Here is a 17,752-nt window from a genome sequence, read left to right as displayed (position 1 = left end):
GTATTAATGTTTAGAAAGGGCCGGCCATTTGTATATTTATCGACTCCACTCCTTTGTAATGTCCATATCTTTCACCAAAGCTACTGTCCAGTATCAACCAATCATTTAAGTCCAGAACCACTAAAGGGGATTTTTTCTGTACAAATATAGTATCTTCTATAACAATATTTTTGAGTCCTTTTTGTATTGCTTCATCGGCTAGTTTATCTCTATGTTGGCAGACTTTTTCAAACCTTAAAAGTTCAGAATAACTTTCTGAAAAAGAAATAAAATATATAACGATAAGAGTCAACATAACCATATAATTACCAACCCGCAGTTTCAAGCCTGACCAATCTATATTAGCATATAGCGTAACAATTGAGGTTATCAGCAGAATAATTATACCAAACCACGCTCTATCGGGGAAAGAAGGAGAACCGCTCATGACAACAGTTGCAACAACCGATGTACAGAGAAAAAGTAGAGATAAGAATAGAATACGTTTCTTCTTTTCTCTATTTTTTTCTCCTTTCCACAGAAATAGAGCTATGCTGCAAATATAGATTAAAACCGGATATCGCAGGTATATATATGAGTATTTTGCAATGGTAACAAAACGATAAAAATAGAATGACAAAGGTACCTCTTTTATTTTATGGATCACCATAAATTCACTTTGGCTTCGATACGCATTACCCGGAGAAAGCATCATCACAATGTATCCGGTTATAACACCCAGTAATCCCCATATCATCCATTTGGGAATTCTTTCTTTATTATATTTCAGATACGACAAAAGAGATAAAAGAAAGAATATAAGCGCTATGCCCATGTTTTCATTTGTCCATCCGGCAATAGCTCCGAACAACAAGAATCCCAAACTTTTAAAGACATTATCTTTTTCCGTCTTCTTGAAAAAATAGGAGACATAGAAAAATATAAAGCCATAAATAATAAGACACCCCCAAAGATAATTGGCGCTACCTGTTATCCATAGAATGTTCTGAGAGAAAGAAGGCAAGGAAAACCAGATTAGTATATTTATCAGGAAAAACAACAGAATATTCACGCCCTTCTGCCTGTCAGCAATAAAATAGATAAGCAGCACTAATCCGGCATAGGCAGCCGTATTCAATATATTACTCCATATATCACCAAACCATAATAATATTCTGGCTATGACATGAACAACACTCCGCCCCCCCCAGATAATATATTGATAATATTCAGACTCGATAATATCAAAAAAACTTCCGACCTTTTTACCTGTATGAGTAAAAGAGTACCCCCAATCGTCAATATACATCAAGTAATGTTTATTTAAGATATAGAAAAGGGTACTTATCAAGATTACCGAAAAAACAAAAAGAATATTCTTTATGCCATTCTTTTTATCAGGAGTTATATTAATCATCGGTATAATTATTAAGAGAAACCTAAATCTTATCTTATATTAAAACTTCATAGCACGGTCCATAGCACGTTTATCATCTTTCTCGCGAAGAGATTGACGTTTATCATACTGTTTTTTACCACGGGCAACAGCTATTACAACTTTCGCCAAGCCTCTTTCGTTTAAGAAAAGACGGGTCGGCACAATCGTATATCCGGTTTCTTTAACTAAACGCTCTATTCTTTTCAGTTCTTTCTTATTCAATAATAGCTTACGGTCGCGGCGGGCAGCATGATTATTGTACGAACCATAAAAATATTCGGCTATATACATATTGCGCACCCACAGTTCATTCTTTTCAAACATGCAGAAAGTATCTACCAGACTAGCTTTACCTAAACGGATCGACTTGATTTCTGTTCCTGTAAGTACAATTCCGGCAGTGAAAGTTTCAACAAACTCATAATCGAAACCGGCACGTTTATTCTTTATGTTGATTGATGGTTGAGTCATAATTAAGCTCAAGATATATTTAAACTTACAAAAATAAGAAATATCAGCATTAGATAGTCCTATTTGTTCACTTCTTTCAGTGAAATATAAAAAGAGGAATGATTATTCGTCATCCCTCTTCTCTTTTTTTACTCTTTTACTACTTCTCCCTGATAATAATATTGATTGGCGTGCCCGACAAATCCCAATTATCACGGATACGGTTTTCCAGGAAACGTTTGTACGGATCTTTAATCCATTGCGGAAGATTACAGAAAAACACAAACGTAGGAACATGCGTATTCGGCAACTGAGTTATATATTTAATTTTTATATACTTCCCTTTATTTGCCGGAGGAGGCGTATGTTCAATGATAGGCAACAATACCTCGTTCAGTTTATGAGTCGGAATTTTAGTTTCCCGGCGGGCATAAACTTCTTTCGCTACTTCCAACACTTTCAGAATACGCTGCTTAGTGAGTGCAGATGCAAAAATTATTGGAAAATCCGTAAACGGCGCCAATCTGTTACGGATGGCTGCTTCAAAGGTTTTAATGACCACCTGCTCCTTATTTTCCACCAAATCCCATTTGTTTACACAAACGACCAAACCTTTACGGTTTTTCTGTATCAACGAGAAAATATTCATATCCTGACTCTCTATACCTTGTGTAGCGTCTATCATCAACACACACACATCGGAATTTTCTATTGCCTTTATAGAGCGGATTACCGAATAATATTCGAGATCTTCGGTCACTTTCCCTTTCTTGCGAATACCGGCAGTATCAACAAGGTAGAAGTCCATCCCGAACTTATCGAACCGGGTATAAATAGAGTCGCGGGTAGTTCCTGCAATATTGGTGACAATGTTTCTTTCTTCTCCGATAAGTGCATTTACGAAAGATGATTTCCCTGCGTTCGGACGTCCCACGATAGCAATACGGGGTATTTCTTCTAATGGCTCATCCTCTCCTTTTTTTGTAAATTTGGTCAAAATAAGATCCAACAGATCACCTGTTCCCGCACCGTTTATTGCCGAAATATTAATAGGATCACCTAATCCTAAGGCATAAAACTCCGCCGATTCGGCATGTTGCACAAAGTTATCGGCCTTGTTAGATACAAGAAGTATCGGTTTTTTAGACCGACGCAACATATTGGCTACAGATGAATCCAAATCGGTAAGGCCATTGGTAACATCTACCAAAAAAAGAATAACATCTGCCTCCTCAATGGCTATTGAAACTTGCTTATTTATCTCGCTTTCGAATATATCGTCTGAATTAACAACCCATCCTCCGGTATCTACAAGGGAAAATTCCTGCTTCCCCCACTCTACTTTTCCATACTGGCGGTCGCGTGTTGTGCCCGATGTTTCGTCAACGATAGCCTGACGGCTTTCAGTCAGACGGTTGAACAGCGTCGACTTTCCTACATTCGGACGGCCTACTATAGCTACTAAATTTCCCATAAATAATAATCCTAATCTGTGAATTTGTGCAAAGGTACGTTTTTTTTCGGATTATACTTTAAACAGAAAAGGTTTGCCTTGAGCAAACCTTTATCATTATAACATTTTTTCTTTTTATTTAAAATACGAATCCCGGGTACAAACGATCAATGTATCGGCTTTTTTTCCCATACCGGACAATTCTTTAAATGGTGTATTTATCGCAGCCTCCTCCACTGTGTAAGACTCTTGGGATGGCCCACGGAAACGCTGTATCGCACCTCCATTTTGCTTATATGCTACATAATTTTGCCGGACAGTGACATTGCCCGTATTTCCATAACCGAAATATTGCCAAAGTCCATCATTGTAAATATACAACAATCCGTTTTCAAATTTATAAGGGCTACTTTCCGAAATACTCACCTGTCCTACCAAAATGCGATTTGCATCAAATGAGATCATAGCATTTGTAAAAGATTCCATTACTGCATTAAAATATCTTACCGAGTCTACTTTCTTATTAATTAATACGCCACCATTATCAGAACCTGCATATACTTCAAACTTAATATATTTCGAGTTCTTATATCGTAATGAGTTTGTATCATCATCGTTTCCACAGGCATGAAAAAATACCAAAGTAAGTCCCAATAATAATATATTTCTAAAAAGATTTATTCTATACATCATTGAAATAGATATTTTACATTACACCAAACGATAGTATCTCCATCTGCTTTTAAATCATCCAATGAAGTGTATTTAGTCAACGGCAACGAAGCCATATCTTTTTTATAATCGAACGGCTGATCAGATATAACGACCGTATCTCTATAAACATCCGGAGCTACTACATAGGGATACATAACCAAACTTAACCGGCGGTAAAGACTATCGCGATTATTCCCCATAGCAGCAAATAAATAAGTACCATCTGTTTTTATAGCAAAAAGGGAATCATTACGGTAAGCATACTTTGAAACAATCTTCCGTCTACTTCTCGATTCCGGATACTGATACGTTATCAAATCGCCATTAAACTGGATACTAAGCGAATCATGTAAAAGGTGATTATAAAGTCCTGCAAAGTAGTGACGGGCAAGTTCTGTCCTTTTCAGATTATTGTATTGCACATTTACAGGGCCGGCAGCTTCACCCGCATATATAGCAAGACTTGAAAGATCTCTATAACGAACTTTATAAATATAATCTTCCTCACTATCACTACTACAAGCTGTAAAAACAAGACAGATAAGTACAACCAGGTATACTATTTTTTTCATTTTCAACTTTGTTTTCTGCTTGTAAAGATAATCAAATTCCCTTTTTCTCCTGAGCCTGTATCGTTATTTATATATATCGAGTCCTGCGACAAAATAAATATCTCCACCATCTGCTGTTTCCAACGGTTCCAGTTTTAAATAACGAGATTCAACCTCCTCCGATAAACTTACATATTGTACGACAGGACTATTTGCAATATTATTAAACATCGCATTCTCTTTAAGCTTCGTCCAATTCTTACCATCAGTACTAATATAGAAATTATATTTCAAGATATTCGAAGATTGTTCTTTGGACAGAGGAGTGTAAGAAAAACTACTAAACTTATAATTATTACCCAAATCGACTATCAGCGGTGTATTCTTTTCTATTTTCAAGAAATAAGCACCGTCCTCATTCGTGATCGCGGATTCTAAAGATTGGGGCGATATTAACGTCCAGTCTTTTATATCTATTTTATTCTTATTATCTACGACCTTTTCTGTAACAATAAGTTCCGGCGCATTATAAATTCCGACGGTGCTGATAACCGGACAAGCTAAAGCTTTAAATTCAATTTTCAGCTTCCTGGCAGATATGGCAGGAAAACGTAATATACGCTTATATCCTATTGTTGTTTCTTTAGCCAAATCTATCCAGGCTTTCGCATTTGCATCCCAAAATTTAACAGTAAAGGATTCAACGCGCTGCCCTGAAGGAATATATTCCTGCAACAGTAACCTATTGATAGTTTGGGCCTTCTTCAGATCAATTTCAATTGAAGGATTCAATTCATTGTCATTGGTCGTCCAGTAAGTATCGTAGTTATCGTCAAGCACATTGTATGCCTCGAATCTATTCCATGAGTCTGAACCTTTTCTGGTATTGCTCGCTTTTACTGAAGCCTTTATTGCCAGGTTGTCTGCAAAAGTTTCCTCTCTCGCCCTGCGAAACTCCATCAGACGGGTGGAATCGGCGGCATGAATACGTCCACTACGGTCAGGAGGTACATTCAGCAACAGGTTCGAATTACGTCCTATTGATGTATAGTAAATATCCATCAGTTTTTCCACCGATTTTACTTTATCATTTGTTTCCGGGCTATAGAACCATCCCGGACGAATAGAGACATCAGTTTCGGCAGGAACCCATGCTTCCCCTCCCTGATCTCCTGTATTCAAAATCTTTGCAGGCGGAGCAGCCCTTCCCGGGCCAAATCCGGTTATATTTAATGTAGACCAGTTTGTTTCTCCTGCTACGCCCCGTTCATTTCCCATCCAGCGGCATCCCGGACCCACATCGCTAAATATTATGGCCTGAGGCTGGTTACGATATACTGTTTCATGGAACAAATCCCAGTTATAGACCTGCTTCTTCCCGCCATGACCTTCACCATTGGCGCCATCGAACCATTGCTCAAAAACTTCTCCATACGAGGACAAGACTTCATTCAGTGTGTTCGCAAATATCTGATTATATTGAGGTGTACCATAGTCGGGGTGGTTCTGATCCCACGGGGATAAATAAACTCCGAATTTTAGTCCATACTCACGACAGGCATCGGATAGTTCTCTCAAAACATCTCCCTTTCCATCTTTCCAGGGACTTTCACGTACAGTATGTGTGCTATACTTACTAGGCCACAGGCAGAAACCATCGTGATGCTTTGCTGTAATGATTATTCCCGTCATACCGGCAGCTTTGGCTGTTGCCGCCCATTGACGGCAGTCAACGTCAGTCGGGTTAAATACCTTCGGATCTTCTTTCCCGTTGCCCCACTCTACATTAGTGAATGTATTCGGACCGAAATGGATAAACATATAATACTCCATTTTCTGCCAATCTACCTGATATTTAGTAGGTAAAACACCGTATGGTTTAATAGAATTATTCTGCGCAACAGAGAATAAAGAGACAACCAAGAATAGTAATAAAATGAACTTTAAATTTGTTTTCATGTAGTATGTTTAGGATAAAAATCGCCTCTAAGGTAATCATTTAATTAGTTTTATCAAAACAAAAAGAAGCCGTCCCAAAAGTATTTTTAACTATCTCTTGTCATGTTGAACGGAGTGAAACATCTCGTGTCCGGAGGAATGAGATCCTTCGTTGCACTCAGGATGACAAAGAGAGTAACACGTTGATTGTGTTGTTTTACTTTTGGGACAACCTCTTTTTAATTTATTTTAATAAGAGATTATCCTACTGATACAAGGATAACCCCTTCCAGCACAGAATCACCTTTATTTACACAAACTTCTGTTATTTTTCCATCTTGAGGAGCTTGGATAGCATTTTCCATTTTCATAGCCTCAAGCATCACTACCGTCTGACCTTTTTTCACTTCGTCGCCAACGTTTACCAATACATCGATAATGATACCGGGAAGTGGAGATTTCACACTACCTGCACCGCCACCGCCTGCGGGTTTAGTTGCAGGCGCCGAAGCTGTTGCTTTAGGCGCGGGAGCCGCAGTTGCAGCTACCGGGGATTTCACTGTCGGACGGGAAACAAGGGTAACTTCCTCATTATTTACCAACTCTACTTTGTAGTTAGCTCCATTTACAGCTACTTCTGCAAGAGAGTCATCCATTTTATTTACGGCAACAACGTATTCTTGACCGTTAATTCTATATATGAATTGTTTCATAATAATTTCTCTATTTTTTATTTTCTAACTGGCATTTGAAGCATTAAAGAACTTCTATCTACCCATGGCAGATTATCTTGCGATACATGTTTAATAGTCAAAACATTGCTCTCCACATCGTGTTGATCCTGCATATCGTATATAGCCATTGCAATAGCGGCTAATACTTCTGTCGTTATATTTTGATCGCTCATCTTATTTTTTCTTTTGTGATGTTTAAAAATTTAATATTTAAAGATTTAATAATCAAAGTATTTGTTTAAATTGTTAAATCTTTAATTTTTAAAATTTCACTTTATGGATTATAGAGGCAAGTTATCATGCTTCTTAGCAGGATTAATTTGCTTTTTAGTTCTCAATTGTTCCAAAGCACGGATTACACGGAAACGAGTGTTACGTGGTTCAATCACATCATCGATATAACCATAACGGGCAGCATTGTATGGGTTACTGAATAGCTTGTTATATTCCGCAACTTTTTCTGCTTTAACCTCTTTCGCTTTATCCCCGGCATCTTTAATTTCTTTTGCATAAAGAACCTCAGCAGCACCTTCACCACCCATTACAGCAATTTCTGCTGTTGGCCATGCATAGTTAAGGTCTCCGCGAAGTTGTTTACAGCTCATTACAATGTGAGATCCTCCGTAAGATTTACGAAGAGTTACAGTTACCTTAGGTACTGTGGCTTCTCCATAAGCATAAAGGAGTTTTGCGCCATGAGTAATTACCCCACCGTATTCCTGGCCTGTACCCGGAAGGAATCCCGGAACGTCAACCAATGTCACCAATGGAATATTGAATGCATCACAGAAGCGAACAAAACGCGCGGCCTTGCGTGAAGCATTGATATCTAATACTCCGGCAAGATATTTAGGTTGGTTTGCGACTACACCAACAGATTGACCGTTCATGCGGGCAAATCCTACAATAATATTCTTAGCATAGTTGCCATGTACTTCAAGGAATTCTCCGTTGTCGACAACAGCGCCTATTACCTCGAACATGTCGTATGGTTTATTTGGATTGTCCGGTATAATTTCGTTCAACGAATCTTCCATTCTGGCAATCGGATCTGTACACTCTTTGCGAGGTGCTTCTTCCATATTGTTTTGAGGAAGGAAACCGTACAGTTGACGAATAAGAGATAAACCGTCATCTTCATTAGAAACAGAAAAATGAGCTACACCTGATTTTGTAGTATGAACGCTGGCTCCTCCAAGTTCTTCCTGTGTTACATCTTCACCGGTTACAGTTTTTACAACTTTAGGACCTGTAAGGAACATATAAGAAGTTCCTTCTGTCATCAAAGTAAAGTCAGTCAAAGCAGGCGAATAAACCGCACCACCGGCACATGGCCCAAATATACCTGAAATCTGTGGAACAACCCCTGAAGCAAGAATATTGCGCTGGAAAATTTCCGCATAACCGGCCAAAGCATTTACACCTTCCTGAATACGTGCGCCACCCGAGTCGTTAATACCGATTACCGGAGCGCCTACTTTCATTGCCATATCCATTACTTTACATATTTTCAACGCCATAGTCTCGGACAATGATCCTCCAATTACAGTAAAGTCCTGAGCAAATACGTAAACCAAGCGACCTTCGATAGTTCCACAACCTGTAACAACACCGTCGCCAAGGAATTTTTGTTTATCCATGCCGAAGTTTGTACTACGATGTTCAACGAACATATCGAATTCCTCGAAACTACCTTCATCGAGAAGGATAGCAATACGTTCGCGTGCTGTGTATTTGCCTTTTGCATGCTGAGCTTCTATTCTTTTTTCACCTCCACCAAGACGAGCTTTGGCACGAAGTTCTATCAGCTCTTTTACTTTTTCAAGTTGGCTCATGTTTTTATATTTTAAATTCTAAATTAAAATTAAAGTCTTTACATAAAAATGACTCTGCTGCGATTGCAACAAAGCCATCTCCATTATTTTTGAGGAGTTTCACAAAATTCGGTAAGAACACTACCTGTAGATTTAGGATGAAGGAAAGCGATATCAAGGCCTTCAGCTCCACGGCGAGGCGCTTTATCTATCAACTGTACACCTTTTGCTTCTACTTCTGCCAATGCATTAGCAACACCATCTTGAACGCACCATGCTATATGATGGATGCCTTCTCCTCTTTTTTCGATAAATTTAGCGATTGTACTGTCAGGACTTGTAGGCTCAAGAAGCTCTATTTTAGTCTGTCCCACTTTAAAAAATGCAGTCTTCACTTTTTGGTCTTCTACAACCTCGATGCTATAGCATTTAAGACCCAACACGCCTTCGTAATAAGGAAGTTGCTCTTCGATGCTTTTTACGGCAATACCTAAATGTTCAATGTGTGAAATATCCATGATTTTATCTGAATAAAAAGTTATTATTTAGTTCGCCGCAAAGGTACTACTAAATAATAAGACAACGAAATTAATACGGTAAAAAAACCTCAACTATACACATAGTATCAAATAGTTTACAAGACTATTAAATAAGTTTCTAAATGATCGTTTTCGCCAGAAGAAGCATCTTGCGCGAGCACTATTTCACGACAATAGATATCTACCCGTTCCACTGTTAATTTAATATTAAAATAACAATATCATCAAACAATCCATAGCATTTAATCGTTAATATTTTGTATAGTATTATTATCCCATCTAAAAACAGGTTATCATGAGAATAAAAGATGCTTTAAAATTAAAAACAGGGGGTATCTTGTACCGGGTTGATCCCCAAAAGTTATCGATTAAGGTATTTAGAATCAGTAGCCCGGATGAAGTGTATAATTTCACGACTACTACTCATGAAAACTTTTCGATCGAATGCGAAAAGAAACGATTCCATTTACCTCTAGGCAAAATTTCTTTCCCGTTTGAGTTTAAAGGACTATTATATTTTCTTTGCGAAGACGATGCCAACGACTACATTAAAACTCAAATAGGACAGTAAGTGTATTAAAACGAAAAAGGCGCCTCGGTTTTCAAGACGCTTTTTTTTCGTTGAAGAATTAACTTATTTCTTTATTTTTGATTCTTTAATCCTAATTCGGCAAATTGAATTGTACTTCCCTGAGAACTATCCCATTTATCAAAAGTCATTTTCAAATATTGACATTTAACTGTTCCTCCCAATGCAATAATATTCTCCTTGGGATCAGGCAGATCGACTTCAATCTTGACAGGAGTGTATACATTCCCATCATTACTTCCGTAAAAAGATACCTCTTTTGCGTTTAGATATATTTGGAAGTTTCTATTAGTCAAAATAATTGTATTAAACTCAATTTGCTTCTTAAAATCAATTATTGCATACACCTCAGCCCCTTGAGGAACGGAAACACCCTCATAACTCTTACCAGGTTTTACCATTGACAAACAAGTAGACAAGTCGCCATCTACCAAACTACCGGGGGCATTAGATATAGCATCATCTTTTGGAAGCGGATGAGATGTTGTCACGCTCCAATCTCCATTATTTATTATATCCTCTGATTCGAGTGTATAGCTCGACCCGGCAGTTACTAACCGGTACACATAAGGTAGAGATGTGCTTTTAGTTGTTCCGTTTTCCATCAATATAGTTGCCCCGATTCTATATTCAAAGTTATTGACTCTCAATTCCTCGATAGACATTGTTAACTCAAAGTTATTTCCAGTAGGTTTAGCAACAAAAGCTACACTTGTATAACCCGAGGAACCACCCAAAAATGCCTCAGTTGCATTATAGAAACGAACAATTACATCAGTTACATTAGCTGAAGCTGTGAAATCCCCTTTGATTGTACATTTATTGCCATTGATTGTTACTCCGTTAATTTTCACAGAAGCCGTTGTTACTTCATAGAATTTTTTATTGGTCAAAGATGAAACTTGACAATTGTTCATTATTGCTGCTGTTGCCGGATGCATAAAAGTAGGAATTTTGCCATAAGTCTGATTACCGGCTCCCATTAAAGACATTCCAAATGCAGGATCATTTTTTTGCGTAAAGGTAGGGCCGACATGCGGTGCATTGAGCCCGTGTCCCAACTCATGAAACAAGCCTCCTATCAGAGATGTGGTGAGTGGCGTTGAATTCACTGGTGCATTTGTGATAGGGTCTATATTGTACAAATCATAAGACATACCCGGATAATCCAGAGCAAAGCACCATCTTCCATAGCCATAAAACGGAGTTTCAGAAATATCTCCATTGGTTGCAGTTATCACAAGTATGTGTTCGCTATATTTTGTTAGCTTGTTGTCTGTGTAGTATTGGTTTATCTCATTAATCATTTTTCCGGCGCTAATATTTGAAGCATAAGGATAATCCGCTTTTTTGCCTTCGCCAGGAACCACGATAATCTCAACCATACCATTTTCATCTAAAAAAAGGCCAAAGCTTTTTTCTTCGTAACCCCAATGCTTCATCCATTTACAGATAAATAACTGATGTTTTAGCAACAATGTGCTGATGCGTTTTTTATAACCCGGATTTTCCTGTATATCGGAAGGAACGAAATAAACCACATTCAACTTATATGGATAATTACTATTCTTAGGGTCACCTTTAACATCATAAAAATTATCAGAATCGATTTTGGATATAATAGAAATAGTATTAGACTTAAGATTCACCTCCGAAGATTCACCATAAAAAAGACTCTGGCTACTGAATCCGTTATCATTAAAGGCCTTCAACTCCTCCGATGAAGCATCTGCCCTAATTCTGGTCTTTATACTGATCTTGAAAGTCGAAGATTCCATATAACCATAAGAACCGGCAACCTTAGTAAATGCCACCTTCACATTATTCTTATCGTCTATAGTAATATTTACTGAAGAAACTTTGGAATCCTGAGCATCAGTAACGGATATATCATCTTCCGACAAGTCGAAAATCTTATTAAAAGCTTGTTCCAATGCAGGTGTAGGCCATTGTATAGACTTTTCATTAAATGTAAGTCGCGACACAAAAATAAGCTCTGTATTGATTTCTGTAAGATCTAAAGACTCCGAGCCATTTATTGTTTGTTTAAGAACCACATCGCTCAATTGAGCAATCTCATTCCGAGGGTCGTCATCTTTGTCGGTACAAGAAAAGAACCCACAGAACAAAATACTTAGAACAAGGTATAAAATCGATTTGTTTTTCATGTTCATGGTAAACAGTTTTATTTAATAAAAAGGTTAATACACTTGCAAATAAAGATGAAATCCTCAGTATGAAATTCCTATATTCGCCTTTTATTTTACTCAAAATGATATTCTTGCTGAACCCAACAAAAAACTCAACCGCCATAGATTTTGATTCTATGACGGTTGAGCTAAATTATTTTAAACGACAATTCACTCCAATCTCGATATTCTCCCTGAGCCTGATATAGACTGATCTATCTGAGGATTACCTTTATACTTCACGCTTCCACTTCCGGAAATACTCACATTCAGATATTTTTGAGCTGTCACAAAGAAATCGCCACTACCGGAAACTGAACAAGAAACCGTATCTGCTATAAGTTCTGTAGCCATAACCTTTCCACTTCCGGAAATACGGCTATCTACGCTCGATGCTTTTCCTGTTACAAAGAAGTCGCCCGATCCTGAAACTTTTGTTCGCAATGTTCCGCAGATAAGCTCTTCTGCTGTTATATTGCCGCTACCGGATACATCTATATCTAAGAACGAAGTCTCTAGTTTTCCTTTCAGTATGGCCTTTATAGAACCACTGGCTCCTAAATATTCTAATGTAGAAGAGTTGGTATATATATTGAATTTTGTAGGGTTGATATTTTCTGAACTGCCTATATACAAAGTGCCATCTCTTACTTCAACCCGCAGCAATGGGTATATATTGTCATCGGTTTCTATCCGCAGATACGGTGATCCGGGCTTTTGTTCATAGACCATAGTGGCGCCACCGCCAAAATCGATCCCTTTATAATCGGGAATACTAACCTCATTACTTACTAACGTTCCACTACCTCTTACCGAGTTGAAAGAACATGAATTCAAGGCTAAAGCTATTAAAGCAATACCGATTGTGTATAAAATTGATTTCATTTCTATATTTTTTGATTAGCGCTTTATAAATATGACGCACAAAACTCCATTTAGTTACAATTATTCTTAAAAAAATACAAGAACCTTTTACTTATTCCTGTCCTTTAGCGGGATATACTCCTTGATTTCCCCTGCATTTTTATATGCCGGACGAATAATGCGTTTTTGTTTGAAGTTCAACTCTTCTATACGATGCGCACACCAACCAACTATACGAGCCATAGCAAACAAAGGGGTATAGATTTCTTGCGGTAAACCGATCATATCATAAACAAATCCGGAATAGAAATCGACATTGGCACAAACCTGCTTCTTCACATTTTTGCCTTTTAATTCCATAAAATTGTAGATAGCACGCTCTTCCAGCAGACTCATAAAATTAAATTCATCCTCACGCCCTTTTTCTATAGCCAAATCACGGGCCATTTCTTTCAGCAAGACTGTACGGGGATCGGATATTGTATATATAGCATGGCCTATACCGTAGAACAAGCCTGTCTTATTATATGCTTTCTTATTCAAAATTTTCATAATATAGGCATCTACCTCTTCTACATTTGTCCAATCTTTTACGTTCTTCTTGATATGCCTCAACATATCTCCTACTTTCAAATTGGCGCCACCGTGCAAAGGCCCTTTCAAGGAGCCGATACCTGCCGCGACCGCCGAATATGTATCCGTTCCGGCTGAGCTTGTTACACGAACCGTGAATGTAGAATTATTGCCACCACCATGGTCGGCATGAACCATCATAGCCAAGTCGAGTATCTTCACATCCAGTGGTGTATAGTTATGCCCTTTTATCATATACAAAAAGTTTTCAGCCAGCGAAACATTCGGTTGTGGATGGCGGATATGCAACGATTGTCCTTTGCTGTGCCTTAAAGCATTGTGTGCATAAGCGACAATAGTAGGGAACGTGGCGACCAGATTGAGCGACTGTTTTATGAGGTTTTCCGGAGATATATCGTCCGGATTTTCGTCGAATGTATACAGTTCGAGAACACAACGCGACAAATAATTCATAATATCGTTACCCACAAGGTCGAGTATATGCATTACGATCTTTGAATTCAGATCCATCGTTTTACTCAACAGGCTCGTGAAATCGGCTAATTCTTTTTTATCAGGAAGATTTCCCGAAAGAATGAGATAAACAACTTCTTCAAATCCCAAACGATCCTCTTTCTGGGCACCTTTCACTACATCCTCAAGACTAATTCCGCGATACATTAACTTCCCCGGAATAGGATACGTATTACCTTCGGCATCGCGATCATAACCGACAACATCGCCTACTTTAGTCAATCCCACTACTACTCCCGTGTGATCTTCATTACGCAAACCCCGTTTTACACTAAACTTCTGAAAGAGTTCGTTCTCTATATTACAAGTGTTACTTACCGTACTTGATATTTGCTTTACTATCTCATTGTTATTTAATCTATCCATCGTAATTTATATTTTATATTTTATATTTTAAATTCTTTCCCTTTTAACTAAAATGTAACAAACTTCTACAGTTATCAGTAGTTAGTAGTCAGTAGTCAGTAGTCAGTGAACAACTCGTAACTTTTTAACTAAAAAGTAACAAACTCCACACTCAATTAGCCATTAGCTGTTAGCCATTAGCTGTTAGCCCCTGCTCGCGCGGCTACCCTCTTTGTCATCCTGACCGCAGGGAAGGATCCCGATCCCCGGGAGACAGGAGATGCTTCCTGTCGTCAGCATGACAAACCAGAATTTAACTAAAAAGTAACAAACTTCTACAGTCATCAGTCAACAGTTATCAGTAAGCAAGGCCTTTTCGTCATTGCGAACGGAGTGAAGCAATCCAGAGTATTGATTATTAATGGATTGCTTCGGGCGAACCCTCGCAATGACGTGCGACAGTCAGCAGTCAACAACTCGTACCTCGTATCTCGTCTACTCGTAACTGTTTAACTAAAATGTAACAAACTCCACACTCAATTAGCCATTAGCTGTTAGCCTTTGCCGCTTCGCGCCATTGTTAACTGATGACTGATGACTGTTACTGTCGCTTCGCGCCATTTTCACATTTTCAAATTCGCTAATTTTCAAATTATCTAATTATCCCTATATCTATAGATAAAACCCTCGCCGAACAATCTTTGAATCTTTGAATCTTTAAATCTTTAAATCACTTTCCTTTCATATAATTCAGTGCACTCCCCGCTTTGAACCACTCTATTTGAGTTTCGTTATAAGTGTGGGCGACTTCGAACACGTCTCTCGTACCGTCTTTATGAATAAGTTCGACAATAAGATTTTTCCCCGGCTCGAAGTTAGTCAAACCAATTATACTGATCTTATCATCCTCTTTCACCCTGTCATAATCCTCCTTGTTTATGAATGTAATAGCCAGCATTCCTTGTTTCTTCAAGTTTGTTTCATGGATACGGGCGAAAGATTTCACCAAAATAGCTTTCACATTCAGGAAACGTGGTTCCATCGCGGCATGTTCGCGGGATGAACCTTCCCCGTAGTTTTCTTCGGCGACTACAACCGATCCCAAACCTTCTGCCTTAAATTTCCTTGCCAGCCCGGGCACGGCAATATACTCTCCCGTTTCAGTATCCAACACTGCGTTCGTTTTATTATTGAAAGCATTGACTGCTCCGATCAACATATTATCAGAGATATTATCCAAATGTCCGCGAAAACGCAACCACGGTCCTGCCATAGATATATGGTCGGTGGTACATTTACCTTTCACCTTTATCAACAAAGGCTGTTCTATTATATCTTTCCCATTCCATACAGGAAAAGGATGTAATTCCTGCAATCGTTGAGAGTCCGGCGCTATTTTCACAACAATATGTGAACTATCTTCGACCGGAGCCAAATATCCCGAATCTTCCATTCCATAGCCTCTCGGAGGAAGCTCGTACCCGTCAGGCTCTTGCAGTTTGACTCTCTCTCCGTTCCCATTCAGCAAAGTATCCGTCATCGGATTAAAACACAGGTCTCCGGCAATACTCAAAGCTGCGACAATCTCCGGCGATGCGACAAAAGCATGGGTATTCGGATTTCCATCATTCCGTTTCGCGAAATTACGGTTGAAAGAAGTCACAATAGAGTTTGAACGCTCAGGATTCTCCGATTCCCTTTTCCACTGACCGATACATGGTCCGCAGGCATTTGCCATAATGGTTGCGCCGACCTCCTCAAACAAAGGCAATATGCCATCCCGTTCGGCAGTATAACGAACCTGTTCCGAACCCGGATTGATAATGAACCGGGCTTTTACCTTAATATTTTTATTCTTTGCATCTTTTACAATAGACACAGCCCGCGAGAGATCTTCATAGGAAGAATTAGTACATGAGCCAATCAATCCTACTTCCATAACCTGAGGGTACCCTTTTTCTTTTACGACCTTAGCAAATTGTGAAATAGGATGAGCTGCATCGGGTGTAAACGGCCCATTCACATATGGTTCGAGAGCAGACAAATCTATTTCGATTACTTCATCAAAATATTTATCCGGCTCGCTCACAACTTCCATGTCAGGAGTAAGATAATCTGCCAACCGGTCTGCTAATGCGGCAATTTCTGTTCTGCCTGTAGCTTTCAGGTAGTCAGATGATTTTTTGTCGTATGGAAATATAGAAGTAGTAGCTCCTACTTCGGCTCCCATATTACAAATAGTCCCTTTTCCGGTAGCAGATAACGATGCCGTTCCTTCTCCAAAATATTCAATAATAGCATTCGTTCCACCCTTTACGGTAAGTATTCCCGCCAGTTTCAAAATCACATCTTTTGGCGATGCCCAACCTGAAAGTCTTCCTGTTAATTTAACACCAATTAGTTTTGGCATTTTCAACTCCCACGGCATACCGGCCATTACATCGACGGCATCGGCGCCACCTACCCCGATAGCTATCATGCCCAATCCTCCGGCGTTCGGTGTATGTGAATCGGTACCGATCATCATACCTCCGGGGAAAGCATAATTTTCGAACACTACCTGGTGAATAATACCGGCGCCCGGCTTCCAGAAACCGATACCGAATTTATCAGATACGGCGCTAAGGAAATCATAAACTTCTTTGTTCGTTGTTTCTGCAATATTTAAATCCTCTTTAGCCGATTTAAAAGCCTGAATGAGGTGGTCACAATGTGCTGTGGACGGCACCGCAACTTTTGACCGCCCGGAATTCATCAATTGTAATAAGGCCATTTGAGCTGTTGCATCCTGCATAGCAACCCTATCGGGCGAAAAGTTTACATAATCTTTGACACGGACATAGTCTTTAACAGGCTCTTCTATGGATAAGTGGGCATACAGTATTTTTTCACTTAAAGTCAAAGGTCTCTTCAAAATATCTCTGGCCTCTCTAACTTTTGATGGGTAAGACTCGTAAACCTTACGAATCATCTCTATATCAAAAATCCGGATTTCTGTCATAGTCTTTCTATTTAATTTATTTTTTAGTTCTATCTATATAGCATTTT

The 17,752-nt window shown here is 38.8% G+C and carries 15 protein-coding genes; 1 reads left to right on the top strand and 14 read right to left on the bottom strand.

Annotated elements, in window-relative coordinates; genetic code table 11:
- Positions 1 to 10: 10 nt before the first annotated feature.
- From ACYPZI_RS05820 to mce, 10 genes are all read right to left on the bottom strand, one after another.
- On the bottom strand, positions 11 to 1,396 hold the full coding sequence (locus ACYPZI_RS05820; RefSeq protein WP_459599552.1) for a DUF3329 domain-containing protein: 1,386 nt from the start codon (positions 1,394 to 1,396) through the stop codon (positions 11 to 13).
- Between the two features lie 39 nt (positions 1,397 to 1,435).
- Positions 1,436 to 1,888 carry an SsrA-binding protein gene (gene smpB / locus ACYPZI_RS05815; RefSeq protein ID WP_459599550.1) on the bottom strand — a complete coding sequence of 151 codons (453 nt, stop codon included), beginning with the start codon at positions 1,886 to 1,888 and terminating at the stop codon, positions 1,436 to 1,438.
- Positions 1,889 to 2,027: 139 nt separating this feature from the next.
- Positions 2,028 to 3,341 carry a ribosome biogenesis GTPase Der gene (gene der / locus ACYPZI_RS05810; protein WP_459599548.1) on the bottom strand — a complete coding sequence of 438 codons (1,314 nt, stop codon included), beginning with the start codon at positions 3,339 to 3,341 and terminating at the stop codon, positions 2,028 to 2,030.
- A 114-nt stretch (positions 3,342 to 3,455) separates the two neighbouring features.
- Positions 3,456 to 4,013 (bottom strand): hypothetical protein, encoded by a 558-nt coding sequence (locus tag ACYPZI_RS05805; protein WP_459599546.1) that lies wholly within the window; start codon positions 4,011 to 4,013, stop codon positions 3,456 to 3,458.
- Positions 4,010 to 4,606, bottom strand: a complete 597-nt coding sequence (locus ACYPZI_RS05800) for a hypothetical protein (protein WP_459599544.1) — start codon at positions 4,604 to 4,606, stop codon at positions 4,010 to 4,012. The genes ACYPZI_RS05805 and ACYPZI_RS05800 overlap by 4 nt, the downstream gene beginning before the upstream one ends.
- 63 nt (positions 4,607 to 4,669) lie before the next feature.
- On the bottom strand, positions 4,670 to 6,544 hold the full coding sequence (locus ACYPZI_RS05795; protein WP_459599542.1) for an alpha-L-fucosidase: 1,875 nt from the start codon (positions 6,542 to 6,544) through the stop codon (positions 4,670 to 4,672).
- Between the two features lie 239 nt (positions 6,545 to 6,783).
- On the bottom strand, positions 6,784 to 7,236 hold the full coding sequence (locus ACYPZI_RS05790) for a biotin/lipoyl-containing protein (protein ID WP_459599540.1): 453 nt from the start codon (positions 7,234 to 7,236) through the stop codon (positions 6,784 to 6,786).
- Between the two features lie 17 nt (positions 7,237 to 7,253).
- Complete coding sequence (locus ACYPZI_RS05785) at positions 7,254 to 7,430, bottom strand: hypothetical protein (RefSeq protein WP_459599538.1); 177 nt, start codon at positions 7,428 to 7,430, stop codon at positions 7,254 to 7,256.
- 108 nt (positions 7,431 to 7,538) lie between these two features.
- Positions 7,539 to 9,092: an acyl-CoA carboxylase subunit beta gene (locus ACYPZI_RS05780; RefSeq protein WP_459599536.1), complete on the bottom strand. Its 1,554-nt coding sequence runs from the start codon at positions 9,090 to 9,092 to the stop codon at positions 7,539 to 7,541.
- Between the two features lie 83 nt (positions 9,093 to 9,175).
- Positions 9,176 to 9,589 (bottom strand): methylmalonyl-CoA epimerase, encoded by a 414-nt coding sequence (gene mce, locus ACYPZI_RS05775; RefSeq protein WP_459599534.1) that lies wholly within the window; start codon positions 9,587 to 9,589, stop codon positions 9,176 to 9,178.
- Between the two features lie 316 nt (positions 9,590 to 9,905).
- Between mce and ACYPZI_RS05770 the strand changes: the two genes are divergently transcribed.
- Positions 9,906 to 10,181: a hypothetical protein gene (locus ACYPZI_RS05770; RefSeq protein ID WP_459599532.1), complete on the top strand. Its 276-nt coding sequence runs from the start codon at positions 9,906 to 9,908 to the stop codon at positions 10,179 to 10,181.
- A 71-nt stretch (positions 10,182 to 10,252) separates the two neighbouring features.
- On the opposite strand, the gene ACYPZI_RS05765 is transcribed toward ACYPZI_RS05770, so the two are convergent.
- From ACYPZI_RS05765 to ACYPZI_RS05750, 4 genes are all read right to left on the bottom strand, one after another.
- A complete protein-coding gene (locus ACYPZI_RS05765; RefSeq protein ID WP_459599530.1) occupies positions 10,253 to 12,373 on the bottom strand; it encodes a discoidin domain-containing protein in 2,121 nt (706 codons plus the stop codon).
- Positions 12,374 to 12,559: 186 nt separating this feature from the next.
- Positions 12,560 to 13,273, bottom strand: coding sequence for a head GIN domain-containing protein (locus ACYPZI_RS05760; RefSeq protein ID WP_459599528.1), 714 nt, complete (start codon positions 13,271 to 13,273; stop codon positions 12,560 to 12,562).
- 87 nt (positions 13,274 to 13,360) lie between these two features.
- Positions 13,361 to 14,725 carry a citrate synthase gene (locus ACYPZI_RS05755; protein ID WP_459599526.1) on the bottom strand — a complete coding sequence of 455 codons (1,365 nt, stop codon included), beginning with the start codon at positions 14,723 to 14,725 and terminating at the stop codon, positions 13,361 to 13,363.
- A gap of 709 nt (positions 14,726 to 15,434) precedes the next feature.
- Positions 15,435 to 17,705: an aconitate hydratase gene (locus ACYPZI_RS05750; protein WP_459599524.1), complete on the bottom strand. Its 2,271-nt coding sequence runs from the start codon at positions 17,703 to 17,705 to the stop codon at positions 15,435 to 15,437.
- Positions 17,706 to 17,752 lie beyond the last annotated feature (47 nt).

This window comes from Dysgonomonas reticulitermitis (assembly GCF_054601275.1).
The sequence above is the reverse complement of the archived record's forward strand: the minus strand, read 5'-3'. Positions and strand labels throughout refer to the sequence as shown.